We start from the raw sequence: 26,319 nt of genomic DNA on the forward strand, positions 1-26,319 counted from the left end.
GTCCGATAAGACGCGGCGCTGCAGTGCCATCAATTGGCGCTTGCGCCGATTTCCTTGTCCCAGCGCTCGAGCAGTGCCTTGCGCATAGCCGGATCGCCATAGGTCTTGAAGTCGTAGTCGATCAGCTTGATGTTCTCGAACTTCGGCGCCTCCTTCGGCACTTCCGCTGATTTGTTCGACGGAAGCTGGAAGGACTTCGCTTCCTTCATGCTGGATTGCACCTTGGCCGACAGGACCCAGTCGTACCATTTCTTGGCGTTCTCGAGGTTCTTGGCGCCCTTGATGATCGACATGGATCCGATCTCGTAGCCGGTCCCCTCGCAGGGTGCGACCGCCTTGACCGGGAAGCCCTCGACCGCCTGGGCCACCGCATCATGCATGAAGACGATGCCGATCGCGGTTTCGCCACGCGCTGCGGCTTTCACCGGCGCCGAGCCGGATTTCGTATATTGCGAGACGTTGGCGTTGAGCTTCTTCAAGTAGTCGAAGGCCTTGTCCTCGCCCATGATCTGGACGAGTGTCGCGAGCGCCGTATAGGCCGTGCCGGACGAATTCGGGTTGGCGATCTGGATTTCACCCTTGAAGGACGGGTCGAGGAGATCCGCAAAGCACGTCGGCTCCTTGAGATTCTTCTGCTTGAAAATCTCCGTGTTGTAGCCCCAGCCGAGCGCGCCGGCATAGACGCCGACCGTCCGGTAGCCGGCACTTTCGGCCTGCTTGACCGCCCAATCATGCAATTCAGCGAGCATCGGTGACTTGTATTCGAGCGTCAGGCCCTCGGACGCCGCCTGAAGATGCGGGTCGCCGGTACCGGCCCACCAGATGTCAGTCTTGGGGTTTCGCGCTTCGGCGCGGACCTTCGCATAGGTCTCGCCGGAAGAGAGGCGGACCATGTTGACCGAAATGCCCGTTTCCTTCTCGAAGGCGCCTTCCAGCTGTTCGCAGATTACCACGTCTGCCGAGCAGATCAGATTGAGAGTTCCGTTCGCCTGCGCGGAATAGGCAAAGACGGTCGCAGCCGCGGCGAGAGCGGCCGCAGTCATTCTAGCCAAACCCATGTTTTCCTCCCGAATTGTACCGGCGCCTCCAGCCGGGCGCATTGCAAGCGCGTGCAAATGCTGCATGACATGGTCATGGGTGTCAATAAATTTGTTAGAGCATTCCGCACTTGCAGCGATCACATTCGCTTGCACGCAATTGCAATATTGTGCAAAGCTCTGTGCACGTTTGAAAGCAGGTGGACGTGTGCAGAAGCCTTTCGTCTCTGCCCAGGAGGTTGCCGAACGCGCCGGTGTCTCACGCTCGGCCGTGTCACGCACCTTTACGCCCGGCGCCAGCGTTTCAACCGAGACACGCCGCAAGGTGATGGAGGCGGCCGAGGCGCTCGGCTATCACGTCAATCACCTGGCGCGCGGTCTGATGCGCAACGAGAGCGGCATCGTCTGCCTGATCGTGTCGGACATGGGTACGCCCTATCGCTCCAGCCTGGTCCGCGCCGTGACGCAACACCTGCAGGACGCCGGCAAGATCGCCATGCTGGTCAACACGGATCGGTTCGATGGCAGCGTCGATCTGGCGCTTCGCCAGGCGATCCGCTATCGCGCCGACGCCTCGATCATCCTGTCCGGCATGCCGGACAAGTCGATCACTGAGCTCTGCCTGAAGAACGGCCAGCGCCTCGTCCTCATCAATCGCGATGACGCGCAGCCAGGACCCTTCCGGATCAATCTGGACGATGCGGAGGCGGCGGGACGCGTCGTAACCGCCTTCGTCCGCGCCGGCTGCCGCCGCCTCGCCTTTGCCAATTCGCAGGCCGGCACGCCAAGCCTGATGGCGCGCGAGCGCGGCTTTATAGCCGCGGCAAAGGTGTTGGGCCTTGAGGTTATGGTGGAGCGCTACGGGCCTACCAACTACGCCAGCGGCCGTATTCTGGCCCAGCGACTGCTGACCCGCCGCGACCGCCCGGACGCCGTTTTCTGCGCGACGGATTTGATCGCCTGCGGCTTCCTGGATGCTGCTCGCCACGATTTCGCGATCTCGGTCCCGGATCAACTCTGCCTCGCTGGTTTCGACGACATCGAGCAGGCCTCCTGGTCTTCCTATCAGTTGACGACGTTCGCCCAGCCGGTTGACGCGATCGCCCGCGAGGCGGTCAACTGGCTCGGGGGCGACAGCATCGCCGATCCGGCGGGCAGCCCGCCCGTTCGCCTCCACGCCGACCTCGTCTGGCGATCGTCGATCCGCGGCGCCTGAACTCCTCACGAGATTTCGATTTTACGATCGCCCTTGCGCGCAATACGCTGATGCCTCGGAATATCCAAGGGAGGTTCGCCATGAAACGCAGCATGGCACTGATTGCGACCATATTGGCCTGTTCGGCCGTCCCGTCCTATGCCCAGGACACGTCGATGAGCTTTTTCGTCACTAGCGCAAATCCGGGCAAGGGCGGCGACCTCGGTGGGCTTGCCGGCGCCGATGCCCATTGCGGCGCGCTGGCGACCGCCAGCGGCGCGACGGGCAAGGCGTGGAAAGCCTATCTCTCCACCGATGCCGAGAACGCCAAGGATCGCATCGGTGCGGGGCCCTGGTACAACGCGAAGGGCGAGAAAATCGCCGACGACATCGCCTCGCTCCACGGCGACAACAACAATCTGACGAAGCAAACGGCGCTCAACGAAAAGGGCGAAGTCATCAACGGCCGCGGCGACACGCCGAACCGCCATGACATCCTGACCGGCACCAAGCCGGATGGAACGGCTGCCGAGGAAACCTGCGGCAACTGGACCATGGGCGGTGCGGAGGGTGCGGCAATTGTCGGTCACAGCGACCGCACCGGCTTGGACGACTCGGCCGCAGCCAAGTCATGGAACTCGTCACATCCGACGCGCGGCGGCTGCACCAACGAGGCCTTCAAGGGCACCGGAGGGGACGGTCTCTTCTATTGCTTCGCCACGGATTGAGGAGCGGAAGCGGCCGCAGGACCTCTCAACTGTTCTCAGCCAGATGGCGCTCGAGCGATTGGGCGCGGAGCTCCCCCGGGCATCGCGATGGAGTTGGCGGCTATCTGCCCGGGGCGCGGAATGCTGGCGTGGGCGGACTTGCCCGGCAGGTGTCTGTTGCTGTGGCGACACTGGTATAAGCGGGGCAAGCCGCTCGCATCCTCGTCTTCTCATTGGCCGTGTTCTTTCGGCACCCTGACGCCGCGCAGCACGCCAATGGCCGCTCCTACCGTACCGCCCGTGACGATGCCCGCGGATCCGCCGGCAAGGATCGCGATCAGGCAGTTGAGGACAGCACCCCCCAAGCCGAGTCCAGGAAGGGACGCGAGCCCCGCGACGAGGCCGGCCAGTGCGCCGATCGCTCCAAGGACGATTGCGAACAGGGTGACCGATTCCGAAGGATCCATCTTTCGATCCAACCGCCCCTGCCGAGCCGCCTCTGACTGATCCGGGGTCGCAGGCTCGGCAGAGGTTTGCGTCAAACTCTTGTCCGTGTCCTGTTGCATTCGGTCCTCCGGCGTTGTCTCGGAACATCGTCATTCTGCCACTGCAGCGCCGTGCGTCTTTTCAGACGCACAAAGGACGCTGTTGCACTTTGAGTTTCTGCATGTTTTTGTCCTTAAATCGGCTACGATTTAAGGAAACATGCAGTAGAAACGTGACCGCCTTCCGCGCGGTTCCTCGCCGCTTTGCGGACTTGCGGCGGTTGCCAGTGGTGTTTCGTCGTTCTCGTCATCCAACAGGACCCGTTGAGCTGCCCCGTCGAGATCCTCATATTGCCCGGACCGCAGCGACCAGAAAAATGCGAGCAGCCCCACGGCGCCCATCGCCAATGCAAGGGATATGAGAACAACAAGATAGTTCATGCCTTCACCGCGGCCGCTTCTCTCATGCTGATGCCCTTGCGTTCTTTGGCGACCCTTGTCCCAAGCCGCAGCGCGTTTCCAACGACGGCGATCGAAGACAGGGACATGGCGATGGCAGCAATAAGCGGCGTGACCTGTCCGGCGATCGCAAAGGGAACGCTGACGACATTATAGGCGATCGCCAGCCCGAAATTCTGCCGGATCAGCGCATTGGCGCGCGATGCGGTCTGCAGGATATCGCGGATCGCCAGCAGGCTGTGCCCAAGGAAAATGAAGTCGGATGCGCTTCGTCCGATGTCGACAGCGGACGAGGGCGCGATCGAAACGTGGGCGGCCGCCAGCGCCGGCGCATCGTTGAGCCCGTCCCCGATCATCAGCACCTTGCGGTTGGCGGCCGAAAGCGCCCTGATGGCGTCCACTTTCTCACCCGGGAGCAGTTCGGCCGAGACGTCATCGATGCCCAGTCGCCGTGCGACCGATGAAACCGCCGCGTGGCCGTCGCCCGACACTATTCGCACCGAAAGGCCGGAGCCGTGCAGCATATGCATGAGCTCCCGCGCTCCCGGACGCAGGGTGTCCTCGAGGGAAAATACGGCAAGTGTCCTGCCGTTTTGCGATAGGGCGACCGTCGACCAGTTTCCGTCGTCCGCCGTCGCCTGCGGCGCGATCGACGCCCAGGAAGGGCGTCCGAGGCGATAGATCTGATTTCCGGCTCGGGCCTCTATGCCGTATCCGTGGATTTCCTCGACCCGGTCGAATGCCATGGGAGGCGTTTGCCCCTCGACATTGGCGGCGGCGATGGCGACAGACGCGGGATGCCTGGAAAAGCGCGCCATCGCGGCCGCCAGGGATAGGGTTCCAGCAGGGACATCATTCACATTGCCAAGGCGGATCTCACCCATGGTCAGGGTTCCGGTCTTGTCGAACAGCACGGTGTCGATTTCGCCCAGCCTCTCGAATGCCGAGCCGTCGCGAACCATGATGCCGCGTTCGAAGAGGCGCCGGACAGCGACGACCTGGACCATCGGAACGGCGAGCCCGAGGGCACAGGGGCAGGCTATGATCAGCACGGCGACGGCGATGGTGATCGCCTTGTGCAGGTCCCCGGTTCCATAGAACCAGGCGATCAACGACAGGAACGCGAGGCCATGCACGACGGGCGAATAGAGGCCGGCAGCGCGATCGGCGATCCGCCGATAGGTCGAACGTCCGCTTTCCGCGGCCTCCATCATCCGGGTGATCTCGGCGAGGAATGAATTGTCGGCGGCCGCGGTCACCAGCAGCGTCAGGGGATTTGTGAGGTTCATCACGCCGGACCGGATCGTGGTCCCCGCCTCGGCGTGTCGCCACTGGCTCTCGCCGGAGACGAGCGCGCAATCAAGCTCGGATATGCCTTTGACGACGACGCCATCGACCGGCACCCGATCTCCCGCGGCGACGAGCAGGTGCATGCCCAGTCTGATATCGGCGAGCGCAACATAGGCGACCGTCCCGTCCGCGCCGATGACATTGCCGCCGCGGGGCGCGAGCCTTGCCAGTGCCCCCACGGCCGAACGCGCCTTGCCCCGCATCATTTCATCCAGGGTTCGCCCTGCCAGCAGAACGAACAGCAAGGAGGTGCTGGCGTCGAAATATGCGTGAAGCGCGTTCTGGACGGTATCATAGGCACTCAGCGCAAAGGCAAGCAGGACGCCGACGCTGATCGGCACATCCATGTTCGTCCGGCCGCGGCTGAGCGCTGCCCAGGCCGAGCGATAGAAGACGCTGCCGGAGTAGATGATCGCCGGCAGCGCCAGCGCCAGCGAGATCAGGTGAAAGGTCTGGCGGGTCGCCGGGTCGGCACCCGACCAGACCGAGACCGACAGCATCATGATATTCATCGCCGAGAACCCCGCGACGGCAAGCGCCCTCAGCAGGGCGGCAAGCACTGGATCCTGGCTGCCGTCGTCGAATGATGTGAGATGCGAAGCATAGCCGATCCTCGCGAGTTCGTTGGCGAAATCCGGACAATCGGCCTGTTTGCAGCGCCAGTTGATCGTAACCCGGCGGTTCGACAAGTTGACGCGGGCGAATTCCACGCCGGGGACGCTCCTGAGCGTCCCTTCGACGGCAGCGATACAGGCGGCGCAACGCACGCCCGGCAGCGACAGCGTGATCTGTCGCAGGTCGTTGCCAAGGTCACGGCTCGCCAGCCAGATCTCCTCCGTGCGGAGGCGGTCGCCCGCGGCGCCTTCGGCGAGTGGAACAGCGATGCCGGAGCAGCACGACATGCTAGCGCACCGCCTTGTAGGCATGCCAGGTGGCATGCCCGAGCAACGGGAAGATCACGATCAGCCCGATCAGCGCCGTGGTGACGCTGACAAGGAACAGCGCCAGGACGATCACGCCCCAGACGAGCGTCGGCCGGAGGTTGTTCCAGACCAATGCCATGCTCATTCCCATCGCCGTGAACGCATCGATACGTTGGTCGAGCAGCATGGGAATCGAGAACACGCTGATGGCGAAGGAAAATCCGGCAAACAGCGCCCCGACCGAAATCCCGACTGCGAGCATCGCCCATCCGGTGGGTGTCGTCAGGAGGAGTTGGGTGACATGATCAAGACCCGGAAACGGCCGGACGCCGAAAAACAAAGCGTAGATGATCACAGCGGCACGCATCCAGAGCAGCATGAGCATGCAGAGAACAAGCCCGGTAAAGAACACTTGCGCCCCGGCCATCGGCCTCACGCGCAGCATGCTGCCGAGGCTGACGGGCTCGGATTGCTCGAGGCGCGAGCTCTTCAGATACAGGCCGGCGGCCAGAAGCGGCGCGATGATCATGAAGCCAGCCATGGCGGGGAACAGGAAATAGTCGCGTCCGGTGGCAAACAGCAGCCATATGAGCAAGAAGGAAACGGCGAAGACGGCCACGCCATAGGCGATGCTGAGCATCGGATGGGTGACCAGATCACGCCAACCTTTGGCGAGCCACTCGAGAGGCGCCTTTGCCGGAAGGTGCCGTTGCCACTTCGGGTTCCAGGTCTCCTCGATGCCCGAGACCTCGCCGACCCACCTCGATAACTTTCCGTTCCCGTTCATGCGCCTCTCCAAAGACCGCTGCTAGCGGTCAGCAGGATGATTTCGCGGCTCTGAATTCGCCCGGGGCCGATCCCCTGTCCTTCAGGTGAGCGACGCAACCGGGATCGCTTCGGATCGCGACGTAGAACAAATGGGCGTTGGCTCCGAGAAAGATCGCCACCGCGAGCAGAATCCAGAACGGCAGCGCCAACCCGTTCGACTTTGTGGCAATTTTTCTCATCACGGCTTCTCGACGCCCAGGGAGTTGACATAGAGTGCGAGTATCTTGATCTCCGCGGGGCTCAGCCTCTCGTCCCAGGTCGGCATATGGCCCTGGCGTCCGCCATGGACGGACTCGATGATACTCTGCAGCGTGCCGCCGTAGACCCAATAGGCGTCCGTCAGGTTCGGAGCGCCGACGTCGAGCTTGCCCTTGGCGTCTTCGCCGTGGCACGCGGCGCAGGTGGTGAGGAATATTTCCCTGCCGGCCTCGATCCGGCCTATGTTGTCCGGCGTGGAATATGCGGGATTGGTGAGCGAGTAGACATAGCCGGCGACGTCACGGACCTGATTGCGATCGAGCATTTCGTCACGGCCGAACGACGGCATCTGCGCGACACGGGTTTGGGGATGCCGGGTGTTGATGCCGACCTTCAGGGTCTGGGCGATATTCTCCGGGCCGCCGCCCCAGAGCCAATCGTCGTCGGTCAGATCCGGATAGTTGCTTCCGCCCTTGCCGTCGACACCGTGGCAAACGGCACAGTTGTCTCCGAACAATTGATGACCGGTGGACCTGACCGTCGCCATCAACCGCTCGTCCGCCCTTATCTGGTCGTAGGACAGGGTGTCGATCTTTTTCTCCCAGACGGCTCTGGCCGCTGCCGCCGCGGCCAGCTTCTCTTCCACGACGCTTCGCTCGTCGATGCCGAGCAGGCCCTTCGTGTAGGTGGCCCCGAGCGGCCATGTCGGCAGCAGCACCCACCAGAGGAGGGCAAAGAGATGCGTGGCGATCAGAAAGAGCAGCACCCCGCGCGGAACCGGAGTGTCGAGTTCCTTGATGCCGTTCCACTCATGCCCCGTTGTCCTGCGGCCGCTGACGGGGTCGACTTCCTCTACGTCCATGGCTCGTCGTCCTCGTCGAAAATACCCTTCTTGGCGCGATCGAAGCGTTTCCGGTTTGCAGGCCAGAACGTGTAGACGAGCACGCAGAAAGAGAACGCAATGAGGTAGAAGAGCCCCCAGGTCTTCGACGCCTCCACCAATGTCTCATGCGTCAGGTCCATGACCTTCTTCCGATCTCGCTCAATCGTTCGGGTCGGGTACTTGTTCCGGGGCCGCGGTGCTCTGGTACGCCGCCTTGGTCAGCCTTCCGAGAACCTGCAGGTAGGCGACGAGTGCGTCCATCTCGGTGACCCGCGTCGTCACCCCGTCGAAGGCGCTGACCTGGGTTTCCTCTCCATAGCGTTCCGTTACGCCGGACGCCTGTTCGCTGTCGGGCACCGCCTGGCCAAAGGCGTCGCGCGCCGCGTTCTCGATCATTTCATCGGTATAGGGGACGCCGACGCGGCGCTGTGCCTGGAGATGGGAGCCGAGGTCGTCCAGGCGCAGCGGCGTCCGCGCCAGCCATGCATAGGCCGGCATGTTCGATTCCGGCACGACATCCCGCGGATTGGTGAGATGGGCCACGTGCCAGAAATCGGAGTATTTGCCGCCAACCCTGGCGAGGTCCGGTCCGGTCCGCTTCGAACCCCAAAGCATCGGGTGGTCATATTGGGATTCGACCGCGAGTGAGAAGGGGCCATAACGCTCGACGTCGTCCCTCAGCGTGCGGATCATCTGGCTGTGGCAGGCATAGCAGCCCTCGCGGATGTAGACGTTGCGGCCGGCAAGCTCCAGGGGCGTATAGAGCCGCATGTCCTCGACGTTCTCCACGGTCTCGTCGATGGTAAAGAGCGGCGCGATCTCGACAATGCCGCCGACACTCGCCGCGACGATGATCGCCAGCACGAAACCGATCGCGGTCCGTTCGAGCTTGCGATGCACGAGTTCGGGCATGTTGCTACTCCGCGGGTCCGGTGGCGGCGCCTTCCGGGAACGGTCCGGCGAGGGGGAGGTCGTCCTTCCGCTCGCCGCTCGTGACGGGGACCTCCCGGACGGTCATCCAGATATTGTACGTGGCAACGACCGCCCCGATCAGGAACAGCAGGCCGCCAAAGGCGCGAGCGATATAATAGGGGTACATCGCAAGCAGGGAGTCGACGAAGGAATAGGCGAGCGTGCCGTCATCCGTGTAGGTCCGCCACATCAGCCCCTGTATGATGCCCGAGTTCCACATCGCGAAGACGTAGATGAGCGTGCCCGCGAAGGCGAGCCAGAAGTGGACCTCGACCAGAGCCGCCGAATACATCCTCTCGCGCTTCCAGATCGCCGGCACCAGCGTGTAGAGGGACCCGTAGGTAATAAACGCGACCCAGCCGAGGGCGCCGGCGTGGACATGGCCGACCGTCCAATCGGTATAATGCGACAGCGAGTTCACGGGACGAACCGCGAGGAATGATCCCTCGAAGGTCGAAAGCCCGTAGAAGAACGCAGCCATCATGATGAAGCGCAGCGTCGCGTCGTCGCGTACCTTGTGCCAGGCGCCGTTCAGTGTCAGCAGCGCGTTGCCGGCCGATGCCCAGGAAGGAACCAAGAGCATCACCGAGAACGTCATGCCGAGGTTCTGCACCCAGTGCGGCAGGGCCGTATAGTGAAGGTGGTGGGATCCGGCCCACATGTAGAAGAACGTTATGCCCCAGAAACTGAGGATCGACAGGCGGTAGGAAAAGATCGGCCGCTCCGCCCGCTTCGGCAGATAGTAATAGAGCATGGCGAGGAAGCCCGCCGTCAGGAAGAAGGCAACGGCATTGTGCCCGTACCACCACTGCACCATCGAGTCCTGGACGCCGGCCCAGATCGTGTAGCTCTTGGCGTGGCCAAGCGAGACCGGGATCGTCAGGTTATTGATGATGTGCAGGATCGCCACGACCACGATGAAGGCCATGTAGTACCAGTTGGCCACGTAGATGTGAGGCTCCCGACGGCGTGCCAGCGTCCGGATATAGAGGAGGAAATAAGTCACCCAGACGACGACGAGCCAGATGTCGGCGTACCACTCCGCCTCCGCATATTCCTTGGATTGGGTCACCCCGATGAAATAGCCCGTCACGGCCAGGATGCAGAAGAGGTTGTAGCCGAACAGCACGAACCAGGGGCTTATCTGATCCGCCAGACGCGCGCGCGAAGTTCGCTGGACGACGTGGAACGAGGTCGAAATCAGGGCGTTGCCGCCAAAGCCGAAAATGACGCCGGTCGTATGGGCCGGCCTGATCCGCCCGAAGCTTGCCCAAGCGGTATCGAAGTTCAGGCTCGGCCAGGCGAGCTGGGCGGCGGCCCAGACGCCGAAAAACATGCCGAAAATCGCCCAGAACAAGGTGAATGCGACACCGACCTTGATGGGGTCGTCGTAATAGCGGGAGATGCGCGACGGGTCGGGTTCCGGCCCGAAGGACCTGGAGATGATGAAGATCAGCAGCGCGGCACTGTAGAGGAAGACGATTGCGCCATGAATTCCCAGGGGATCCGATCGGCCGGCCGCCGCCATGGCGATACCGATGACTGCCAGGGCCACCAGCATGCCTGCGGCAAGTTCCTGCTCTCTGGTTGTCAACTGGCCCATGAAACGTCCCCTCGTCATGCACGCAGTACAAAGGGGCATCTATTTCCCGAGGCCGACAATTCAAGCCTTCGTTGCTTTTTTTGGTAATCGGGCTCCGCCGCCGCGGGACCAGTGCATGGGCATGGGGTTTCGATGCCGACTATCGCAAGTCTGCCCCGGATGATCACGGGCCTGATCGCGATGTCGGACACCGATGTCGGCGTCGGCCCGGAACCACGCCGATCAAGACAATCGGCGTGGTGTCGGGCGACGTTTCGAGCGGACTTCTCAATCGAGCCGGGTTCAGAACTCCTCCCAATCGGCGGCCGCGGCGGCGGTTGCACTCCGGCCGCCAAAGGCCTTGGCGAGCCGGCCGCCGAGGGCCCGGGCGGGAGACGCGGTCGGCTTGCTGTCGTGGCCGGCGACACGCGGCGCCGCACCGGATTCGAGCCGGAAGCGGGCGATCAGCTGCGCCAGGTTGGCCGCTTCGTCGGCCAGCCGGTTGGTGGCCGCGGTCGACTCCTCGACCATCGCCGCGTTCTGCTGCGTCACCTGGTCCATCTGGTTGACCGCGGTCGAGACCTCGGACAGCCCGGTCGACTGCTCGCGCGCCGCAGTGGCGATCGAATGGACATGCTCGTTGACCTTGATCACATGGCCCTCGATCAGCGTCAGCGCCTGCCCGGTGGCGGTCACCAGCTTCACCCCGGAATGGACCTCCTCGCCGGAGCGCGAGATCAGCGCCTTGATGTCCTTGGCGGCATTGGCGGAGCGCTGCGCCAGCTCGCGCACCTCTTGCGCGACGACGGCGAAGCCCTTGCCGGCCTCGCCGGCGCGGGCCGCCTCGACGCCGGCATTGAGCGCCAAGAGGTTGGTCTGGAAGGCGATCTCGTCGATGACGTTGATGATCTGGCCGATCTCGCCGGAGGCCTGCTCGATCCGGCCCATCGCCGAGACCGCGTCCTTGACGACGGCGCTCGACTGCTCGGTGCTCTTGCGCGCCTCGTCGACCATGTGGCTGGCTTCCGTCGCCCGCTCGGTCGAGCTCTTCACCGCCGCGGTGATCTCCTCCAGCGCCGAGGAGGTTTCTTCGAGCGAGGCGGCCTGCTGCTCGGTGCGCTTCGACAGGTCGCCGGAGGCAATGCGCATCTCGCCGGCGCCGCCATTGATCGTGTCGATCGCGGTGCGCACTTCGCTCAGCACCGAGCGGAGGTTGGTCATCGTCTGGTTGACGTTGGACTGAAGCTCGCCGAAGGCACCCTGGAACTCGCCGCGCATCGTCTCGGTCAGGTCGCCCTCGGCCAGCGCCGCGACGACGCGGCGGGTCTCGGCGACGCCGCGGTCGACGGAGGTGACGAGCTGGTTGACGCCCGCCGCGAAGCGGTCGAGATCGACATTGTCATAGGACTTGCTGATCCGCCGGGTGAAATCGCCGGCGACCGCCGCCGCCACCACCTCGCCGATGCTCGACTGCAGGTCGGCGCTTTTGGCCTGCAGCGCCGCTTCCTGCGCATTCATGTCGCGCACCTTGATGCCGTTCTGCTTGAACACCTCGACGGCCCGGGCCATCTCGCCGATCTCGTCGCGCCGCTCGGTGAACGGCACCGCGACATTGAGATCGCCGCCCGCCAGCACGTTCATGTTGGCGGTGATGCGGGCGATCGGGCGTGCAATGGCTCTGTTGCCGAATACAGCTAAAGCGACCAAGGTGATCGTGACGACCGCGCCGATACAGAGATCGAGCAGGTGCGCCAGGCTTTCGGTCGCGTCCATGGCGGCAGCCGCTTCGGCGGATTCCAGCTTGGCTTCGTCAACGCCCTTTTCGAGAAGCTGTGTTATTTCACCCGCGACGGCGAGCAAAGCCGCCTGTACTTCTCTTTCCTTCTTGAGGAGAGTTGCGTCCGCGGTCTCCGAGCGAAGCTTGGAGTCGATGATTCCGGAGAGTTCCGGCAGGACTGTAAACCAGTTGCCGATCAGATCCTCGATGCGCCGGGTCCGATCCTTGCTTGCCCGATTCTCCATTGCGCCGATCGCCTCATCCAAGTAGGCCTCGAGCGAGTTTCGACGCTCCGTCACATAACGCAGCGCTTTCAGGGCGTCTTCGGCCGACGCTGCCAGGCGCAAGTCGCGCACGCCAAGCTGCATGCCGCGCAACGAGGCCTTGGCATCCACGAGGTTGCGCGAGACGGTCGCGTGCCTCCGTTCGTCGGCCGCCGCGTCGGTGATGGCCTGGCTGTTAAACCATCCCGAAATGAGCATCACCGCCACCATCAGGATGCCGATGCCCGACATGAATCCAAGCTTTGCACTGATGCGGGAAAAGAAAGGTGCAGGAGTCATATGGATGTCTTCCGTACGAGGCACAGGCAAGCGTCATGGTCCTGTTCGCCGGGAACACGAAATGGTCCGACGAGATTCATTCCGCCGGAACGAGGGGTGACAACTCTCGATAAAGGCCCAGGGATATTGCTGAGAGACGCGCGAATACTTGTATGAGATCGCCGATAACGAACTTGCCAAAATCGTTGTTATTGCAGTGCCGCTAAGTTGCACGTTAAAAGTTTAATAATTGCTAATTGCAAAATTGATATAATGCATCTTTTAGTAGATCGCTATGGAATTCCTGATGAAGGACAGGCTGGACGCACGGTAAGACCCTAAGTCCACTGGAAACCGGCGTAATGGACGCGACGGGCGCGCATTCCGCGAATGCGACGCGTCGCCGAGGATTATCACCGCAGGTCCGGTTTTCTCGCCGGCCTGCGCCTGGAGTTCAAATATATTCCAGGCTCATTCGCGCCAGATCGTCCCAAAGGCTTTCGGCAAAGCCGCGCAGCACGATGATTTCGAAGGCTTCAGGGGCGACGCGGGTCAGGTGGGCTGCAATATGGCCGATCAACGTCACCGCGGATTGCCCGATCGGGAAAGCGGACGGGTCAAGGTCGACTGCGGTTCCTTTCGAGAGCGCACGGGAGGCCATCTTTCCCTCGATCCGGATGCGGACGCGGCCGTGGCTCTGATCGACGCCGGTGGCGCGCGGTTCGAGAGCGGCAAAGAGGCTCTTCATCTCCTTGTGGTGCATCGGCTCTTCGTGAACGATGAACCACTGGCCGGGCGAAACCGGGCGCACCGCGTGCGCGGCCGGTTTGGCGAGGCTGTCGAGCAAGGGCACGATATCCTGTTCTCCCGATCGGGCGAGCACATGTAGGATCGTGCCTTCCGGCAGTGGCGAGAGCTTGAGAGCAGCCGAGGCAACCGCCTTTTTGGTGGCAAGCGCCGGGCGAAGGATCGGGCGGAAATCAGACATGGAGCCTCTGGTTCTGCGGGTCGAAGAAAACCGGGTTGCACAGACGCGCGGGGCTGGACTCGCCATGAAGGCCGTCCCACACCATCACCTCTTCGCCGTGACGGCTGGAACCGTTCTTCACCAGCGCCAGACCTATGGTCGAGCCGAGATGCGGCGAATAGGCACTCGACGTCACATAGCCCTGGTCGTTCTCGAGCGTGGCAGCAGCTCCCGTGGCGAGAACATGCGCGCCGCTGCGGAATGATTGGCTCGGGTCGAGCGGCATGACGCCCACCAGCTGCGGCCGGTCGGACGCCGCCAGACCCTCGCGCTGGAGCATCGCCTTGCCGATGAAATCGGACTTGGTCGCCGAGACCATTTTGCCGAAGCCGAGATCGGCCGGCACGACCGTCCCGTTGATCTCGTTGTGCGTCACATGGCCTTTCTCGATCCGCAGAACGCTGAGCGTCTCGACTCCATAGGGCATGATGCCGTGATCCTTTCCGGCGTCCATCAGCGCATCTGCGACGCTCACGCCGTAACCGGCCGGGACGGCTAGCTCGTAGGCGAGCTCTCCCGAGAAGGAAATCCGGAAGAGGCAGCCGTGAAGCGCGCCGCCGAACAGAGAAACTTCTTTTGCTGCGAGGAAGGGGAAGGCCGCGTCGGAGATATCCTCGTCGACGATCCTCTGCAGGATCGTGCGTGCCTTCGGGCCGGCAATCGCCATCTGCGCCCACTGGTCGGTGATCGAGGCGAGACGCACGTCCAGTTCCGGCCAGAGCGCCTGCGCGCAGAATTCGAGGTGGTTCATGACGCCGGCCGCGTAAGCCGTCGTCGTCGTCATGAAAAAGCGATTTTCCTCGAGCCGGCTCGTCGTGCCGTCGTCATAGATCATCCCGTCTTCGCGCAGCATAAGGCCATAGCGCGCCCTCCCGACGGGCAGCTTGAGGAAGGCGTTGCAATAGACCCGGTTCAGGAACTCGGCGGCGTCGCGACCCGAGATCTCGATTTTTCCGAGCATGGAGACGTCGCAAAGGCCGGCATTCTTTCGAACGTTCAGCACTTCCCGGTCGACGCTTTCCCGCCAAGTCCGTTCCCCGGTCCGAGGGAACCAGGAAGAACGATACCAGAGACCGGTTTCAACAAAGACGGCGCCGTGCTTCTTCGCCCAGTCATGGAGCGGCGACTTGCGAACCGGCTGGAAATGATGGCCGGTATGGGCGCCGGTCAGCGCGCCGAAGGACACCGGCGTATAGAACGGTCGGAAGGTCGTCGTTCCGACCTCGACGGGCGAGACGCCGCGCGCCTTGGCGATCAACCCGATCGCATTGACGTTTGAAAGTTTGCCCTGGTCGGTGGCCATGCCGTTGGTGGTGTAGCGCTTGGCCAGTTCGACATGGCTGTAACCTTCGCGCACGGCAAGGCCGATATCCTTGAGATGCACGTCGTTCTGAAAATCGACGAAGGCCTTGCCCTTGACACCGGGGATCGACCACAGCGGCTTTGCGGTGTGTCTCCCTTCGTCTCCTTCGACCTTCGGCAGGACAACGGGCGGGCACGACAAGCCGAACTCCGTGACAATCGCTTTAGCCCGTGTAGCACCTTCCGCGAGGCAGGCCGCGAGGTCTGTCGTCGCTGCGGCGGCGCCGGCGACGTCGAGGCCTTTCAAGCCATCGGGGGCAAGGAAGGCGGCCTTTTCTGCCGACCAAGCGGGCTTGCCGCCTCGGTGACAGGCGAGATGGATGATCGGGCTGAAGCCGCCCGCCATGGCAAGCGCATCGACCGCGATGGTCTCCGTTCGCCCGCCGCGGTGAACTTCAATCGCTGAAATCGCCTTTCGACCTTTCGTGCCGCAAACGACCGCCTCACGGATCAGGCGTGCCTTGCCGCGGTAGTCGACGCCGGCCGACGAGCGGCTGTCGACGATGGCGACCACGTCGACGTGGGCCGCTTCAAGATCGCGCGCAAGCGCGTAGCCGCTGTCGTCGGTGGTAAAGATGGCGGTTGCCCGACCCGGCGCGACGCGGTATCGATTGAGATAGGCGCGCATCGCACTTGCCATCATCACGCCCGGACGGTCGTTGCCGCCGAAGACGAGCGGGCGCTCTTCCGCACCGGTCGCAAGCAGCGCGTGCCTCGCGACGATGCGCCACAGCCGCTCGACGGGGAGATGAGGCGCAGGGTCGCGCACATGCTTCTGCACCCGCTCGACCGCGCCGAAGACGTTGCCGTCGTACCAACCAAAGGCCGTCGTCCGCATCATCAGCCGAACATTGGGCATCGACTGCAGTTCGGCGCTCGCAGCGCGGGCGAAATCGGCGGCGGCCTTGCCATCGATCATTGCCGTATCGAAGAGCAGCGAACCGCCAGGCTGCACGCCCTCGTCGACGAGAATGACCCGCGCACCGGCGCGCCCTGCCGTCAGGGCCGCGGCAAGGCCGGTCGGCCCGGCGCCGATGACGAGCAGGTCGCAATGGGCCCAGCTCTTCTCATAGGAGTCGGGATCCGCCTCGTAGCTTGCCTTGCCAAGGCCGGCGGCCTTGCGGATGAAAGGCTCGTAGAACTTCTCCCATAGGGGCGCCGGCCACATGAAGGTCTTGTAGTAGAAGCCGGCACCTAGAAAGGGCGACAGAAGGCCGTTCAGCGCGCCGATGTCGAAATCGAGCGATGGCCAGCGGTTCTGGCTCTGCGCCTCCAGACCTTCGTAGAGCTCCTGCATGGTGGCGCGAGTATTGGGTTCCGTGCGCCCGCCGCTGCCGACGGTCACCAGCGCGTTCGGCTCGGCGGCGCCTGCCGTCAGGATGCCGCGCGGGCGGTGATATTTGAAACTGCGGCCAACCAGCATCTGGCCGTTGGCGAGCAGCGCCGAGGCGAGCGTGTCGCCGGCAAAGCCCCGTAGCGGCCTGCCGTCGAAGGTGAAGGAAAGCGGTGCCTCGCGATCGACAAGACCGCCCTTCGGCAAACGATAGGAACTCATGTGCGCGCCTCCGATCGAGCGCGGTCAGCCGCATCGCGGCTCGCAGCCACGTCATGCGTCACGGTGTCCCGCGTGACGACGATCCAACGGCGGCAACCGGACGTGTGGTGCCAGTATTCCTCATAGGCGCCGCGGGGATTGTCGCGAAGGTAGACATAATCGAACCAATCGGCAGCCTCCGCGCCCGCCGCTGGACGCGTCAGGGCTGCTCCCTTGATCGTGAATTCTTCCTTTGGTCTTTGCCCGCAATGGGGGCAGGGCACGAGGCTTGCCATTTTCGGAATTTCCTTGGTCGCGAAATCAGTGAAGATTGGGCTGGGCGCCCTGGCCCTTTTCGTCGATGAGGTAGCCGCGCTCAAAACGGTCGAGCCGGAAGGCGGCGGCGGTCTCCTGCGGGGTGCCGCGGGCGATCAGATGCGCAAAGCAGAAGCCGGAGGCGGGCGTCGCCTTGAAGCCGCCGTAGCACCAGCCCGCGTTCAGATAGAGATTGTCGATCGGCGTCCGGTCGATGATCGGCGAGCCATCCATCGACATATCCATGATGCCGCCCCATGAACGCAGCACGCGGACCCGCGACAGCGCCGGGATCATCGCCTTGCCTGCTTCCGCGACGTGTTCGACGGTCGCAAGATTGCCGCGCTGCGCATAGGAATTGTAGCCGTCGATGTCGCCGCCGAAGACGAGCCCGCCCTTGTCCGACTGCGAGACGTAGAAATGCCCGGCTCCGAAGGTGACCACACCGTCGATGAACGGCTTCAGGCCTTCCGACACGAAGGCCTGAAGTACATGGCTTTCGATCGGCAGCTTCAGTCCGGCCATGTCTGCCACTTGAGACGAATTGCCGGCCGCCGCCAGCGCCAGCGTATTGCAACCAATGAAGCCGCGGCTGGTGTCGACGCCCGTCACGCGGCCGTCTTCGCGACGGATCCCGGTCACCTCACAGCCTTGGATGATGTCGACGCCGCGGCTGTCGGCGCCGCGGGCATAGCCCCAGGCGACCGCATCGTGTCGGACCGTGCCGCCGCGCCGCTGCAACAGCCCGCCCCGGATGGGAAAGCGGGCATTGTCGAAGTCGAGGAAAGGTACCATCTTGCGCACCGCCTCCCGATCCAGGAGTTCGGCATCGACGCCATGCAGCCGCATCGCATTGCCGCGCCGCGTATAGGCGTCGCGCTGGGCATCGGAATGATAGAGGTTCAGGACGCCGCGCTGCGAGACCATGGCGTTGAAATTGAAATCCTGTTCCAGCCCCTCCCAGAGCTTCATGGATAGCTCATAAAACGGATTGTTGCCGGGGAGCAGATAGTTGGAGCGGATGATCGTCGTGTTGCGGCCGACGTTGCCCGAGCCGATATAGTTCTTCTCCAGAACCGCGACGTTGGTAATGCCGAATTCCTTCGCCAGGTAATAGGCCGTCGCAAGACCATGGCCACCGCCGCCGACGATGATGACGTCGTAGTGGGATTTGGGTTCCGGCTGGCGCCAGGCCGGCGTCCAGTTCCTGTTTCCCCGCAGGCCATTGAGAAGGATGGAAAGTGCCGAGTAGCGCATGGATGCTGCCCCATAAGAAATCTTAGAAGGACAAGCTAGCACCGGAAACGCCGATCCGACTTGTAAGCATAGGACCAATGGATATAAAAATCGGCCATGGCAGCCTCCGACAGCAAAAACATTCAGAGGATTGGCTTTCTGCTGGTTCGTAACTTCGCGCTGATGAGCTACGCATCGGCGACGGAGCCGCTGCGTGCGGCCAATCTTCTCGCCGGCCGAATGCTCTACCAGGTCGTCCCCCTGGCGCAGGTGGAGGGAACGATCACGTCATCCTCGGGCGTATCGATCGGCTGTGCGGGCTTGGAGAGCGACGGGGAAACCTGCCATACCGTCTTCGTCTGCGCGGGCGGCGAGCCATCCGATTGGGCGGACACCTCTGCGTCGCACACGACGCTGCGGCGGCTATCGCGTCTCGGTGTTCGGATCGGCGGCATATCCAGCGGGGCCTTCGTGCTCGCCGCTGCGGGTCTGCTCGACAACCGAGACTTCACAATTCACTGGGAACACGCACCTGCGCTCAAAGAGGCCTTTCCGCATCTCAACCCGCGACACGCGCGCTTTGTACTCGACAGTGGGGTAGCGACCTGCGGCGGCGGGGTGGCGCCGCTTGACATGATGCATGCCATGATCGCCGAACGGCTCGGTGCCGATTTTGCCCGCCGGGTCAGCGACTGGTACCTGCACGCGGCCGTGGCCGAGCCGGCGGCGCCGCAGCGCGGTTCGGCGGCCGAGCGTTTCGGCACCAATCATCCTGCCCTGCTTTCGGTCCTCGAGAAGATGGAAACGGCGATCGAGCGGCCGCTCGACCGGACCAGCATGGCGCGGCTGGCCGGTATCAGCCCGCGGCATCTCGACCGGCTTTTCAGGGACCATCGCGGGGTCGGCTTTCTTGAGACCTACCGCGAGATCCGGCTGCGCCACGCCCGCCGGCTGTTGCAACAGAGCCCGCTCTCCATTCCGGAGATCGCCTACGCCACCGGCTTTTCCAGCCCCGCCCATTTTTCGAACGCCTTCAAGCGCCTGTTTGCTGAGACGCCGGGAAGCCTGCGCCGCCGGGGCAGAGCATAACCCCTTTTCCATTCGGTCAATAACCGGCGACCCGCAATTGCACGGCGTCGACCTGACCTTCGGATACTGCACGCGAGCGTAGGCCAACGCGTCGCATCTCTCTCATCTCCTGCTGCGAGCACTCAGGGTTCTCTGCTTGGGGGAGCGCTGGCTTGCCGCCGGGTGGGGTTTCCACAATCGGCATTATTGCCTAACAAGAAAAAAATATTCTTCGCAGTTGATCGGCAAAAAGGGCCGTGGTACCAATTTTTCCATGCACGAACGGAGGGACTGCGCGATGTGCGGCATTGTTGGTTTGTTTCTGAAAGACAGCAGGCTTGAGCCTCAGCTTGGCCAACTGCTTTCGGACATGCTGATTACCATGACTGATCGGGGCCCCGACTCCGCCGGGATTGCCATCTATGGACCCTCTACTGACGGCAGGGCGAAGGTAACGATCCAGTCGGCGAAACCTGCCGTCGATTTCGCAAACCTTGAAGGGGACCTTGCTGAAGCAGGTCTGCCGGCTCGCGTCGTCGTGAAGAGCACCCACGCTATCATCGCGGTTGCGGCGGCCAGGCTCGCGGATGTTCGCTCCGTGCTTGCCTCCCTTCGCCCGGATGTGCGCATCATGGGTTCCGGCGACAGTGTCGAGATCTACAAGGAGGTCGGCCTGCCGAAGGACGTCGTTGCGCGCTTCGACGTGCGCTCGATGAGCGGTACGCATGGCATCGGCCACACGCGCATGGCTACGGAATCGGCGGTCACGACGCTCGGCGCGCACCCGTTCTCGACGGGGTCGGACCAATGCCTGGTGCACAATGGCTCACTGTCGAACCACAACAATCTGCGCCGCGACCTGATCCGCGAGGGCATGGCCTTCGAGACGCAGAACGACTCGGAAGTCGCTGCCGCCTACCTGACGGCGGAAATGGCCAAAGGCAAGGATCTCGGCGAGGCGTTGACGACGGCGCTGGACGATCTCGACGGCTTCTTCACATTCGTGGTCGGCACCAAGTCCGGTTTCGGCGTCGTGCGCGACCCGATCGCCTGCAAGCCGGCGGTCATGGCCGAAACGGATCAGTATGTCGCCTTCGGTTCCGAATACCGGGCACTCGTCAACCTGCCGGGCATCGAAGATGCGCGCGTCTGGGAGCCTGAGCCCGCCACCGTCTATTTCTGGGATCATGAGAAGGCTGCATAACCATGGACGCCAGCGTAAAACGAGAAAGTCTGGAAACGATGCGCGTTTTCGATCTTGCCACAACGCCGCTGCGCGCGTTGAACAGCGCGCTGCACGCGATCGCGCCGGGCACGAATGACACGAACTTCGAAGTCGTCAATCCGCGCGGCAGCCATGCCGTTGCCGTCGGCATCGACCAGCCGGTCACCGTCGATGTGAAAGGGTCCGTCGGCTACTACTGCGCCGGCATGAATGACGGCGGCACGGTCACCGTCCACGGCTCGGCTGGTCCGGGCGTCGCCGAAAACATGATGTCCGGCACGGTCGTCATCGAAGGCGACGCCTCGCAATATGCCGGCGCCACCGGACGCGGTGGCCTGCTCGTCATCAAGGGCAATGCCGCTTCGCGTTGCGGCATCTCGATGAAGGGGATCGATATCGTCGTCCACGGCAGCATCGGCCACATGTCGGCCTTCATGGGCCAATCCGGCCATCTCGTCGTGCTCGGCGATGCCGGCGATGCGTTGGGTGACAGTCTCTATGAGGCGAAGCTCTTCGTGCGCGGGAGCGTCAAGAGCCTCGGCGCCGATTGCATCGAGAAGGAAATGCGTCCGGAGCACCTGCAGAAGCTCGCCGAGCTTCTGGAAAAGGCCGGCCTCAAGGAGGTGCGGCCGGAGGAGTTCAAGCGCTATGGCTCGGCGCGCAAGCTCTACAACTTCAACATCGACAACGCCGACGCGTACTAAAGGCGAGGGACCATCATGACCTATCACAACCCCTTTACCCCGCCGCGCAAGTCAGCGACCTTCGACGACTACACGCTTGCGGAAATCCGCCGTGCCGCCGCAACCGGCATCTATGACATCCGCGGTGCCGGCACCAAGCGCAAGGTTCCGCATTTCGACGACCTTCTCTTCCTCGGCGCATCGATCTCCCGCTATCCGCTCGAAGGCTACCGCGAGAAATGCGATACCTCGGTCGTGCTCGGCACGCGCTACGCCAAAAAGCCGATCCATCTGAAAATTCCGATCACCATCGCCGGCATGAGCTTCGGTGCGCTCTCCGGCCCCGCCAAGGAAGCGCTTGGCCGCGGCGCGACGATTTCGGGTACCTCGACCACCACCGGCGACGGCGGCATGACCGACGAGGAACGCGGCCATTCCGAGACGCTCGTCTATCAGTATCTGCCGTCCCGCTACGGCATGAATCCTAAGGACCTCCGCCGCGCCGACGCGATCGAGGTGGTTGTCGGGCAGGGGGCGAAACCCGGCGGGGGCGGCATGCTGCTCGGCCAGAAGATTTCCGACCGCGTCGCCAGCATGCGCAACCTGCCGAAGGGCATCGACCAGCGATCGGCCTGCCGCCATCCCGACTGGACCGGCCCCGATGATCTCGAGATCAAGATCACGGAACTGCGCGAGATCACCGACTGGGAAAAGCCGATCTATGTGAAGGTCGGCGGCGCGCGACCCTATTACGACACGGCGCTCGCGGTGAAAGCCGGAGCCGATGTCGTCGTGCTCGACGGCATGCAGGGCGGTACGGCGGCAACGCAGGACGTGTTCATCGAGAATGTCGGCATGCCGACGCTCGCCTGCATTCGCCCTGCCGTCCAGGCCCTCCAGGATCTCGGTATGCACCGCAAGGTGCAGCTGATCGTCTCGGGCGGCATCCGCTCGGGCGCCGATACCGCGAAGGCACTGGCGCTCGGAGCGGACGCCGTTGCGATCGGCACGGCCGCGCTGGTCGCGATCGGCGACAACGATCCGAAATGGGAGGACGAGTACCGGAAGCTCGGCACGACGGCCGGCGCCTATGATGACTGGCACGAAGGCAAGGACCCGGCCGGCATCACGACGCAGGATCCCGAACTGATGCAACGCGTTGATCCGGTCGCGGCCGGACGGCGCCTCGCAAACTACCTGAAGGTGATGACGCTGGAAGCCCAAACGATCGCGCGCGCCTGCGGCAAGAACCACCTACACAATCTGGAGCCGGAGGATCTCTGCGCACTGACGATGGAGGCTGCTGCGATGGCGCAGGTGCCGCTCGCGGGAACGAGCTGGTACCCGGGCAAGGGTGGTTTCTGACTACGACAGGTCGCACTTGGGAGGGTGCGGCCTGTTTCGAATTTGAGTGTCTTGAATCCAAAAGGGGAACAACGTGACACTGGATCTCTCTACATTCGCTCGCGACAAGGGCGTCAAATATTTCATGATCAGCTACACCGATCTCTTCGGCGGACAGCGTGCAAAGCTGGTTCCCGCGGAAGCGATCGCCGATATGCAGAAGGGTGGCGCGGGCTTTGCCGGCTTTGCCACCTGGCTCGATCTGACACCTGCCCATCCCGATCTTTTCGCATTGCCGGATGCTGCCTCGGTCATTCAGCTTCCCTGGAAGAAGGATGTTGCCTGGGTCGCCGCCGACTGCTTCATGGACGATATGCCGGTCGAGCAGGCGCCGCGTGTGGTCCTGAAGAAGCTGATCACCGAAGCCGCCAAGGAAGGGCTTCGCGTCAAGACCGGCGTCGAGCCGGAATTCTTCCTGATCTCGCCGGATGGTTCGACGATTTCCGACACGTTCGATACGGCAGAAAAGCCGTGCTACGACCAGCAGGCGGTGATGCGCCGCTACGACGTGATCGCCGAAATCTGCGACTACATGCTGGAGCTCGGCTGGAAGCCCTACCAGAACGACCACGAGGACGCGAACGGCCAGTTCGAGATGAACTGGGAATATGACGACGCGCTGAAGACGGCCGACAAGCACTCCTTCTTCAAATTCATGGTGAAATCCGTCGCCGAGAAGCACGGGCTCCGGGCGACCTTCATGCCGAAGCCGTTCAAGGGTCTGACCGGCAATGGCTGCCATTGCCACATCTCGGTCTGGGATCTGGAAGGCGAGATCAACGCCTTTGCCGACAAGAGGGCCGAGTTCGGCCTTTCCGAGCAGGGGCGCACCTTCCTGGGCGGCATCATGAAACATGCGAGCGCGCTTGCGGCGATCACCAATCCGACGGTCAATTCCTACAAGCGCATCAACGCGCCGCGCACCATCTCCGGCGCGACCTGGGCGCCGAACTCGGTGACCTGGACCGGCAACAACCGCACCCATATGGTGCGGGTGCCCGGCCCCGGCCGTTTCGAACTGCGCCTGCCGGACGGCGCGGTCAATCCCTACCTGTTGCAGGCGATCATCATCGCTGCGGGGCTCTCGGGCATCCGTTCCAACGCCGATCCCGGCCCGCACCACGACATCGACATGTACAAGGACGGCCACAAGGTGACCGATGCGCCGAAGCTTCCGCTCAACCTGCTCGATGCACTGCGAGAATACAGCAGGGACGAGGAGCTGCAGGAGGCTTTGGGAAGAGAATTCTCCGACGCCTATCTGAAACTCAAGCAGGGCGAGTGGAACACCTATTGCTCGCAGTTCACCGAGTGGGAGCATCAAACCACACTCGACGTCTAGCGCATCCGCCCGAAAATCGGACCCGATTTTCGGAAAGCTCGATGCGTAGATTCAAAGACTTACAGCGTCCTTTGTGCGTCCTAAAGGATGCACGGCGCTGTAGCGATCTCCCCAGCCGCTTTGCGGCTCCTCCCCGTGCTTCGGCACGGGGATTTTTAAGGCCGATTACAGAGAGAGCACTACATGACGACCTTCGTCCTGACCGTAACCTGCAAGTCCACCCGCGGCATCGTCGCTGCCATTTCGGGATTTCTGGCGGAAATGGGCTGTAATATCACCGACAGCTCCCAGTTCGACGACCTCGGCACAGGCCGGTTCTTCATGCGTGTCGGATTCATTTCGGAAAAGGGAGCGACGCGTGGGGACCTGGCTGCGGGGCTGAAGCCGATCGCGGAAAATTTCGAGATGGAGACCACGCTCCACGACCAGTCGGAGCGCATGAGAGTGCTGCTGATGGTCTCGCGTTTCGGTCACTGCCTGAATGACCTTCTCTACCGCTGGCGCATCGGCGGGCTGCCCATCGACATTGTCGGGGTCGTTTCCAATCACTTTGATTATCAGAAGGTCGTCGTCAATCACGACATCCCGTTTCACCACATTCCGGTGACGAAGGAGAACAAGCCGCGCGCGGAAGCCAGAATCATGGAACTGGTGGAGAGTACCGGGACGGAACTTATCGTGCTTGCGCGCTACATGCAGGTCCTATCGGACAAGATGTGTCAGACGATGTCCGGCAAGATCATCAACATTCACCACTCCTTCCTGCCGAGCTTCAAGGGTGCCAACCCATACAAACAGGCCTATCAGCGTGGTGTGAAGCTGATCGGTGCCACGGCGCACTACGTGACGGCGGACCTCGATGAAGGTCCGATCATCGAGCAGGATACGGTTCGGATCACCCATGCCCAGAGCGCCGAAGATTATGTCTCGCTTGGCCGAGACGTCGAAGCGCAGGTCCTTGCGCGCGCGATTCACGCCCATATTCATCGGCGCGTCTTTCTCAATGGTGCTCGCACGATCGTGTTTCCCCCTAGCCCCGGTTCTTACGCATCGGAAAGAATGGGGTGAGGTCGGCCGGCGGCCGGTCTGGCCCGAGAGGCGCCGCCCACACGCATCTGTTTGATCGGCTCGTTTTGATCAGTCGCCGTCGACTCGAGTGATTTCGCGTCGACGGCGATCAGCGTGCTGCTTTCCCCGATAATTGTTGAGACGCGCATCGAGCAGCCTCTTCCGGTAGCGCTAAAGCCATCTCGCACCACCGGTGCATGTGTACCGACACCTATCGCTCTCTGCCGCAGTCGTGGGAATAGGCAACAGGCCCCATCATGGGTTGATCTTCTACTGAGAGAAGAATGGCTCGTCGCACGCGCCGCCAAACCATTGTGAAAGAACGCAAGAATATTTACTATCAGTAAAAATCGAAGCGAGTTGGCATGGCTAAGGAAAAGGCGGCAAAGCCCGGAAACTCAAAAAGGAATGGCAAGGCGGCTGTGGTGGCTGGGCTCCCCAGGACGGCGGCAGGGGCGGCGCATGTCACATCACTGACTCAGGATCCGCATGCGGTCCGTGACACGCGTGAGAAGGTGCTGGAGGTAGCGATCGGTCACGAAGTGCGTGCCTTCCGCAAGAAGCTCGGCATCACGGTCGCTGACGTTGCCGCCGCGACCGACATTTCGGTTGGCATGCTGTCGAAGATCGAAAATGGCAACACGTCGCCGTCCTTGACAACTTTGCAGACGCTGGCTCGGGCGCTCGGCGTACCAATCACTTCCTTCTTCCGTCGCTTCGAAGAGGAACATAACGCCGTATTCGTTAAGGCGGGGGAGGGCGTCGACGTCGAGCGTCGCGGCACCCGCGCCGGCCACCAATACAACCTCCTCGGGCATATCGGCTCGAACACTTCTGGAGTTGTCGTCGAACCCTATCTCATCACGCTGACGGAAGATTCGGACGTGTTTCCGACATTTCAGCACGACGGTCTGGAGTTCCTCTACATGCTGGAAGGCGAGGTGGTTTACCGGCACGGCAACAACCTCTACCGGATGACGCCGGGCGACAGTCTGTTCTTCGACGCCGACGCACCGCACGGGCCGGAGGAACTGACGCATCTGCCGATCCGCTACCTCTCGATCATCTCTTATCCGCGCGGCCGCGGAGAGGACTGAACGTGGGAGGGGAGGGCGGC

Annotated in this window: 24 protein-coding genes; 9 read left to right on the top strand and 15 right to left on the bottom strand. The window is 62.7% G+C overall.

Features of this window, described 5'->3' with window-relative positions:
* Positions 1 to 29: 29 nt before the first annotated feature.
* Positions 30 to 1,058 carry an ABC transporter substrate-binding protein gene (locus RHIBR816_RS0114510; RefSeq protein WP_026187006.1) on the bottom strand — a complete coding sequence of 343 codons (1,029 nt, stop codon included), beginning with the start codon at positions 1,056 to 1,058 and terminating at the stop codon, positions 30 to 32.
* Positions 1,059 to 1,245: 187 nt separating this feature from the next.
* Here RHIBR816_RS0114510 and RHIBR816_RS0114515 point away from each other — a divergent pair, with 187 nt between their 5' ends.
* Together RHIBR816_RS0114515 and RHIBR816_RS0114520 are read left to right on the top strand one after the other, a co-directional pair.
* A complete protein-coding gene (locus tag RHIBR816_RS0114515) occupies positions 1,246 to 2,253 on the top strand; it encodes a LacI family DNA-binding transcriptional regulator (RefSeq protein WP_018237285.1) in 1,008 nt (335 codons plus the stop codon).
* Positions 2,254 to 2,333: 80 nt separating this feature from the next.
* Complete coding sequence (locus RHIBR816_RS0114520) at positions 2,334 to 2,960, top strand: hypothetical protein (protein WP_026187007.1); 627 nt, start codon at positions 2,334 to 2,336, stop codon at positions 2,958 to 2,960.
* A gap of 209 nt (positions 2,961 to 3,169) precedes the next feature.
* On the opposite strand, the gene RHIBR816_RS0114525 is transcribed toward RHIBR816_RS0114520, so the two are convergent.
* From RHIBR816_RS0114525 to RHIBR816_RS0114590, 14 genes are all read right to left on the bottom strand, one after another.
* Positions 3,170 to 3,505, bottom strand: a complete 336-nt coding sequence (locus RHIBR816_RS0114525; RefSeq protein ID WP_018237287.1) for a hypothetical protein — start codon at positions 3,503 to 3,505, stop codon at positions 3,170 to 3,172.
* Between the two features lie 129 nt (positions 3,506 to 3,634).
* A complete protein-coding gene (ccoS, locus tag RHIBR816_RS35975; RefSeq protein WP_018237288.1) occupies positions 3,635 to 3,865 on the bottom strand; it encodes a cbb3-type cytochrome oxidase assembly protein CcoS in 231 nt (76 codons plus the stop codon).
* On the bottom strand, positions 3,862 to 6,135 hold the full coding sequence (locus RHIBR816_RS0114535) for a heavy metal translocating P-type ATPase (protein WP_018237289.1): 2,274 nt from the start codon (positions 6,133 to 6,135) through the stop codon (positions 3,862 to 3,864). Before RHIBR816_RS0114535 ends, ccoS begins: the two co-directional genes overlap by 4 nt.
* 1 nt (position 6,136) lies before the next feature.
* Positions 6,137 to 6,943: a DUF2189 domain-containing protein gene (locus RHIBR816_RS0114540; RefSeq protein ID WP_018237290.1), complete on the bottom strand. Its 807-nt coding sequence runs from the start codon at positions 6,941 to 6,943 to the stop codon at positions 6,137 to 6,139.
* Positions 6,944 to 6,971: 28 nt separating this feature from the next.
* Positions 6,972 to 7,163, bottom strand: coding sequence for a hypothetical protein (locus RHIBR816_RS0114545; protein ID WP_018237291.1), 192 nt, complete (start codon positions 7,161 to 7,163; stop codon positions 6,972 to 6,974).
* Positions 7,163 to 8,044: a cytochrome-c oxidase, cbb3-type subunit III gene (gene ccoP, locus RHIBR816_RS0114550; RefSeq protein ID WP_018237292.1), complete on the bottom strand. Its 882-nt coding sequence runs from the start codon at positions 8,042 to 8,044 to the stop codon at positions 7,163 to 7,165. The genes RHIBR816_RS0114545 and ccoP overlap by 1 nt, the downstream gene beginning before the upstream one ends.
* Positions 8,035 to 8,205: a CcoQ/FixQ family Cbb3-type cytochrome c oxidase assembly chaperone gene (locus tag RHIBR816_RS0114555; protein ID WP_018237293.1), complete on the bottom strand. Its 171-nt coding sequence runs from the start codon at positions 8,203 to 8,205 to the stop codon at positions 8,035 to 8,037. Before RHIBR816_RS0114555 ends, ccoP begins: the two co-directional genes overlap by 10 nt.
* Positions 8,206 to 8,224: 19 nt before the next feature.
* A complete protein-coding gene (ccoO, locus tag RHIBR816_RS0114560; RefSeq protein WP_018237294.1) occupies positions 8,225 to 8,977 on the bottom strand; it encodes a cytochrome-c oxidase, cbb3-type subunit II in 753 nt (250 codons plus the stop codon).
* Between the two features lie 4 nt (positions 8,978 to 8,981).
* A complete protein-coding gene (gene ccoN, locus RHIBR816_RS0114565) occupies positions 8,982 to 10,640 on the bottom strand; it encodes a cytochrome-c oxidase, cbb3-type subunit I (protein WP_018237295.1) in 1,659 nt (552 codons plus the stop codon).
* Positions 10,641 to 10,922: 282 nt separating this feature from the next.
* A complete protein-coding gene (locus RHIBR816_RS0114570; protein WP_018237296.1) occupies positions 10,923 to 12,959 on the bottom strand; it encodes a methyl-accepting chemotaxis protein in 2,037 nt (678 codons plus the stop codon).
* Between the two features lie 433 nt (positions 12,960 to 13,392).
* Positions 13,393 to 13,926 (bottom strand): sarcosine oxidase subunit gamma family protein, encoded by a 534-nt coding sequence (locus RHIBR816_RS0114575; RefSeq protein WP_018237297.1) that lies wholly within the window; start codon positions 13,924 to 13,926, stop codon positions 13,393 to 13,395.
* On the bottom strand, positions 13,919 to 16,882 hold the full coding sequence (locus RHIBR816_RS0114580) for a sarcosine oxidase subunit alpha (protein WP_018237298.1): 2,964 nt from the start codon (positions 16,880 to 16,882) through the stop codon (positions 13,919 to 13,921). The genes RHIBR816_RS0114575 and RHIBR816_RS0114580 overlap by 8 nt, the downstream gene beginning before the upstream one ends.
* On the bottom strand, positions 16,879 to 17,157 hold the full coding sequence (locus RHIBR816_RS0114585; protein ID WP_018237299.1) for a sarcosine oxidase subunit delta: 279 nt from the start codon (positions 17,155 to 17,157) through the stop codon (positions 16,879 to 16,881). Before RHIBR816_RS0114585 ends, RHIBR816_RS0114580 begins: the two co-directional genes overlap by 4 nt.
* A gap of 25 nt (positions 17,158 to 17,182) precedes the next feature.
* On the bottom strand, positions 17,183 to 18,433 hold the full coding sequence (locus tag RHIBR816_RS0114590) for a sarcosine oxidase subunit beta family protein (protein ID WP_018237300.1): 1,251 nt from the start codon (positions 18,431 to 18,433) through the stop codon (positions 17,183 to 17,185).
* A gap of 96 nt (positions 18,434 to 18,529) precedes the next feature.
* Here RHIBR816_RS0114590 and RHIBR816_RS0114595 point away from each other — a divergent pair, with 96 nt between their 5' ends.
* The 7 genes from RHIBR816_RS0114595 to RHIBR816_RS0114630 all read left to right on the top strand — a co-directional run bounded on the left by RHIBR816_RS0114595 (position 18,530) and on the right by RHIBR816_RS0114630 (position 26,299).
* Positions 18,530 to 19,501: a GlxA family transcriptional regulator gene (locus RHIBR816_RS0114595; RefSeq protein WP_018237301.1), complete on the top strand. Its 972-nt coding sequence runs from the start codon at positions 18,530 to 18,532 to the stop codon at positions 19,499 to 19,501.
* Between the two features lie 277 nt (positions 19,502 to 19,778).
* Positions 19,779 to 20,684, top strand: a complete 906-nt coding sequence (locus RHIBR816_RS0114600) for a glutamine amidotransferase family protein (protein ID WP_018237302.1) — start codon at positions 19,779 to 19,781, stop codon at positions 20,682 to 20,684.
* A 38-nt stretch (positions 20,685 to 20,722) separates the two neighbouring features.
* Positions 20,723 to 21,409 (top strand): GXGXG domain-containing protein, encoded by a 687-nt coding sequence (locus tag RHIBR816_RS0114605; protein WP_018237303.1) that lies wholly within the window; start codon positions 20,723 to 20,725, stop codon positions 21,407 to 21,409.
* A 15-nt stretch (positions 21,410 to 21,424) separates the two neighbouring features.
* Positions 21,425 to 22,753: an FMN-binding glutamate synthase family protein gene (locus RHIBR816_RS0114610; protein WP_018237304.1), complete on the top strand. Its 1,329-nt coding sequence runs from the start codon at positions 21,425 to 21,427 to the stop codon at positions 22,751 to 22,753.
* Between the two features lie 73 nt (positions 22,754 to 22,826).
* Positions 22,827 to 24,134: a type III glutamate--ammonia ligase gene (glnT, locus tag RHIBR816_RS0114615; protein WP_018237305.1), complete on the top strand. Its 1,308-nt coding sequence runs from the start codon at positions 22,827 to 22,829 to the stop codon at positions 24,132 to 24,134.
* Positions 24,135 to 24,317: 183 nt separating this feature from the next.
* Positions 24,318 to 25,202, top strand: coding sequence for a formyltetrahydrofolate deformylase (purU, locus tag RHIBR816_RS0114620; RefSeq protein ID WP_018237306.1), 885 nt, complete (start codon positions 24,318 to 24,320; stop codon positions 25,200 to 25,202).
* A 365-nt stretch (positions 25,203 to 25,567) separates the two neighbouring features.
* Entirely contained in the window at positions 25,568 to 26,299 is a 732-nt protein-coding gene (locus RHIBR816_RS0114630) for an XRE family transcriptional regulator (protein WP_018237308.1), read from the top strand.
* The last annotated feature ends 20 nt before the right edge of the window (positions 26,300 to 26,319 follow it).

Source organism: Ensifer sp. BR816 (genome assembly GCF_000378985.1).
Classification (GTDB): domain Bacteria; phylum Pseudomonadota; class Alphaproteobacteria; order Rhizobiales; family Rhizobiaceae; genus Sinorhizobium.

Excerpts from the sequence above, each read along its gene's own strand:
- RHIBR816_RS0114510 (WP_026187006.1), bottom strand. The coding sequence starts at position 1,058 with ATGGGTTTGGCTAGAATGACTGCGGCCGCTCTCGCCGCGGCTGCGACC.
- RHIBR816_RS0114520 (WP_026187007.1), top strand. The coding sequence starts at position 2,334 with ATGAAACGCAGCATGGCACTGATTGCGACCATATTGGCCTGTTCGGCC.
- RHIBR816_RS0114525 (WP_018237287.1), bottom strand. The coding sequence starts at position 3,505 with ATGCAACAGGACACGGACAAGAGTTTGACGCAAACCTCTGCCGAGCCT.
- ccoS (WP_018237288.1), bottom strand. The coding sequence starts at position 3,865 with ATGAACTATCTTGTTGTTCTCATATCCCTTGCATTGGCGATGGGCGCC.
- RHIBR816_RS0114535 (WP_018237289.1), bottom strand. The coding sequence starts at position 6,135 with ATGTCGTGCTGCTCCGGCATCGCTGTTCCACTCGCCGAAGGCGCCGCG.
- RHIBR816_RS0114540 (WP_018237290.1), bottom strand. The coding sequence starts at position 6,943 with ATGAACGGGAACGGAAAGTTATCGAGGTGGGTCGGCGAGGTCTCGGGC.
- RHIBR816_RS0114545 (WP_018237291.1), bottom strand. The coding sequence starts at position 7,163 with ATGAGAAAAATTGCCACAAAGTCGAACGGGTTGGCGCTGCCGTTCTGG.
- ccoP (WP_018237292.1), bottom strand. The coding sequence starts at position 8,044 with ATGGACGTAGAGGAAGTCGACCCCGTCAGCGGCCGCAGGACAACGGGG.
- RHIBR816_RS0114555 (WP_018237293.1), bottom strand. The coding sequence starts at position 8,205 with ATGGACCTGACGCATGAGACATTGGTGGAGGCGTCGAAGACCTGGGGG.
- ccoO (WP_018237294.1), bottom strand. The coding sequence starts at position 8,977 with ATGCCCGAACTCGTGCATCGCAAGCTCGAACGGACCGCGATCGGTTTC.
- ccoN (WP_018237295.1), bottom strand. The coding sequence starts at position 10,640 with ATGGGCCAGTTGACAACCAGAGAGCAGGAACTTGCCGCAGGCATGCTG.
- RHIBR816_RS0114570 (WP_018237296.1), bottom strand. The coding sequence starts at position 12,959 with ATGACTCCTGCACCTTTCTTTTCCCGCATCAGTGCAAAGCTTGGATTC.
- RHIBR816_RS0114575 (WP_018237297.1), bottom strand. The coding sequence starts at position 13,926 with ATGTCTGATTTCCGCCCGATCCTTCGCCCGGCGCTTGCCACCAAAAAG.
- RHIBR816_RS0114580 (WP_018237298.1), bottom strand. The coding sequence starts at position 16,882 with ATGAGTTCCTATCGTTTGCCGAAGGGCGGTCTTGTCGATCGCGAGGCA.
- RHIBR816_RS0114585 (WP_018237299.1), bottom strand. The coding sequence starts at position 17,157 with ATGGCAAGCCTCGTGCCCTGCCCCCATTGCGGGCAAAGACCAAAGGAA.
- RHIBR816_RS0114590 (WP_018237300.1), bottom strand. The coding sequence starts at position 18,433 with ATGCGCTACTCGGCACTTTCCATCCTTCTCAATGGCCTGCGGGGAAAC.
- RHIBR816_RS0114595 (WP_018237301.1), top strand. The coding sequence starts at position 18,530 with ATGGCAGCCTCCGACAGCAAAAACATTCAGAGGATTGGCTTTCTGCTG.
- RHIBR816_RS0114600 (WP_018237302.1), top strand. The coding sequence starts at position 19,779 with ATGTGCGGCATTGTTGGTTTGTTTCTGAAAGACAGCAGGCTTGAGCCT.
- RHIBR816_RS0114605 (WP_018237303.1), top strand. The coding sequence starts at position 20,723 with ATGCGCGTTTTCGATCTTGCCACAACGCCGCTGCGCGCGTTGAACAGC.
- RHIBR816_RS0114610 (WP_018237304.1), top strand. The coding sequence starts at position 21,425 with ATGACCTATCACAACCCCTTTACCCCGCCGCGCAAGTCAGCGACCTTC.
- purU (WP_018237306.1), top strand. The coding sequence starts at position 24,318 with ATGACGACCTTCGTCCTGACCGTAACCTGCAAGTCCACCCGCGGCATC.
- RHIBR816_RS0114630 (WP_018237308.1), top strand. The coding sequence starts at position 25,568 with ATGGCTAAGGAAAAGGCGGCAAAGCCCGGAAACTCAAAAAGGAATGGC.